The following is a 2536-nucleotide window of genomic DNA, read 5'->3' on the forward strand; positions in this document are numbered from 1 at the left end:
CCGGTGATGGCGTCGACCGGCCCGGCAACGCTATCGGGTCGGCCCGCCGATGCTGGGTGGGCCGCGAACTGTCGGATCCGGTGGTGAGAATCGACTCATGACGTCGGCCAACCCGTCGTACCCGGCCGCGGGACCGCTCGCGGACCTGTGGTCGGGGGAGTTCGCCCCCCGCCAGCCCCTGGCGCTCGTCGTGCTGCCCCAGGTCGGCTTCGCCCTGGCCCACCACCCGCCCGCCAGCCCGCCGGGTGCACCCGTCACCCTGACGGTGCCCGCATCCGAGCCCGGCGAGGCCGCCGGCCTGCTCGCCGAGATCGAACGACGCTGCGCCCCCCGGTGGGTGTGGTGGTCGGCGCCGACGACCGCGGCCGTGCCGCTGGCCGCCCGGGTGCGCCTCGGCGCCTGCTGGGATCTCGCCGCCGTGCACCGGCTGCTGCACGGCGGGCGCCGCGACGACCCGGCCGCCGTGTGGGCCGCGGCCGCCGGCCTGCCCGCACCACCTCCACCACCGCGATCCACCGGCATCGCCCGGGTGGCGCAGGGCCAGCTCGGCCTGTGGGAGGGCACCGGCGACGGCCCGGCCACCGGGCCCCGCCGCATCTCCGCCGGCGTCGCAGCGGACGACGACGGCGGGGGAGCGGACGCCGGCGGCGCGTTCGGGAACGGGCCGCTGGCGGCAGACGGCCAGCTCGACGCCGGCTGGCTGCATCGGGCCGCGACACCCGGTGAGGCGCTGCGCCGCGCGACCAGTCTCGCCATGCTTGCGCTGCACACCCAGGACCGTCAGCAGGCAGCGCTGGGCAGCCTCCCCGACCGGCGCGCCCGCCCCGGCCGGATCACCCTGGCGGTCCTGACCGCCCGCGCCGAATCCGCCGCGGAACTGCTTGTCCGCGAGCTCGAACGCGACGGCCTGCCCGTCGACCGCGCCGTCGCCGAAACACTGCTCGGCGAGATCGTCGGCCCACCACCGCACACCGGCGCCGATGAGCTCGCCGCCCGCCGCCGCGACGCCCCGGTCCTCGCCCACCTGCGCGGGCCTGTCGACCTGCGCAACCCCGCCGCGGTGCGGGCCGCCCTGCGCACGGTGGGCATCGACGTCCCCGACACCCGTTCGGGCCGCCTCGAACCGCTGCGCGACGCCCATCCCGCCGTCGCCGCCCTGCTGACCTGGCGACGCACCGAGCGTATCGCCACCACCTACGGCCACCGCTGGCTCGACACCCACGTCGGCCCCGACGGGCGACTACGCGGCGCCTGGCATGCCAGTGACGGCGCCGCCGGGCGGATGACCGCCCAGGCCGGCCTGCACAACCTGCCCGCCGACCTGCGTGTCGCCGTCGTCGCCGAACCGGGCCGGGTGTTCGTCCGCGCCGACCTTGGCCAGATCGAACCCCGGGTACTCGCCGTCGTCTCCGCCGACCCCGCCCTCGCCGAGGCCACCCGGGCCGACGACATGTACGCCCCCGTCGCGGTACAGCTCGGCCGCGACCGGCCGCAGGCCAAGATCGCGGTGCTCGCCGCGATGTACGGCCAGACCACCGGTTCGGCCGGCGAGGCCCTGCGCCGGATGCGCCGCGCCTACCCGACCGCGCTGGCCTACCTCGACGACGCCGACGCCGCCGGCCGCGCCGGCCGCGACCTGCGCACCTACGGCGGCCGGCGCATCCGCCTCGCCCCCGCGCCGCGCCCACCCCGGGGCCTGACCGACCCGGCGCCCCCTGACGAGGCATCCCCAGTCGCCGGTGGCATCCCCGAGACGGCCCGCGGCCGCTTCGCCCGCAACGCCGTCATCCAGGGCCCCGCCGCCGAGCTGTTCAAGGCGTGGGCGGTGACGGTCCGCGCCGAACTGCCCGCCCTCGACGGCGAGATCGTGCTCTGCCTGCACGACGAACTGCTCCTGCAGGTCCCCGCCGCCCACGCCGACGCCGCCGCCGACCTGCTGCACCGCTCCCTGGCCGCCACGGCCACCTACTGGGCGGCGGGCAGCGGCGTGCGGTTCGTCGTCGAGGTGTCGATCCTGCGACGCTGGTCCGACGCCGTCCACTGACCGTCCCGGCCCACCCGCCGCCTCCAAGATAATCAACGCCGTTGACGACATGCCCCATTCCATGATCATCATAGAAGAACACCAAGAACACCGACCTGGGGGAGATCTATTGTGGAGCCGTCCCTCGACCGCGTCGTGGGCGCGCTCGCCGACCTGCTGCGGGACGCATACCCGGACCGGGTCTCGCCGACCGAGGCTGACCCGTCATCCGCGCCAGCGTCGACGGTTTCCACCAGCCCCAGGCCACGCGTCGCCGCCGAGGGCCGTTGTCCCCGAACGGCTACTTTCTGGACGCGTTCGACTATGTCGCGCTACGGCGCTTCCTCCTGGACCCGCTGAGCCCCGCCGGTGACCGGCGCTACCGCACGGCCGCGTTCGACCATCTCAGCGACTCCGCACTCGACTGCCCCGCTCGCGAGGCCGCGGGCGACGCGGTGCTCATCGTCGACGGTGTTTTCCTCCTGCGCGACGAACTGCGGGGCTACTGGGTGC

At 75.7% G+C, this 2536-nt stretch carries 1 protein-coding gene and 1 pseudogene; both read left to right on the plus strand.

The genetic code is table 11. The features are described from left to right. Positions 1-97 precede the first annotated feature (97 nt). Complete coding sequence (locus G6R25_RS23325) at positions 98-2044, plus strand: DNA polymerase (RefSeq protein WP_163554583.1); 1947 nt, start codon at positions 98-100, stop codon at positions 2042-2044. Positions 2045-2310: 266 nt separating this feature from the next. Further along, a pseudogene (locus G6R25_RS29990) lies at positions 2311-2536 on the plus strand (uridine kinase); the annotation flags it as partial.

Origin of the sequence: Candidatus Frankia alpina (assembly GCF_902806485.1) — a bacterium.
Taxonomy (GTDB): Bacteria; Actinomycetota; Actinomycetes; order Frankiales; family Frankiaceae; genus Frankia; species Frankia alpina.

Excerpts from the sequence above, each read along its gene's own strand:
- G6R25_RS23325 (WP_163554583.1), top strand. The coding sequence starts at position 98 with ATGACGTCGGCCAACCCGTCGTACCCGGCCGCGGGACCGCTCGCGGAC.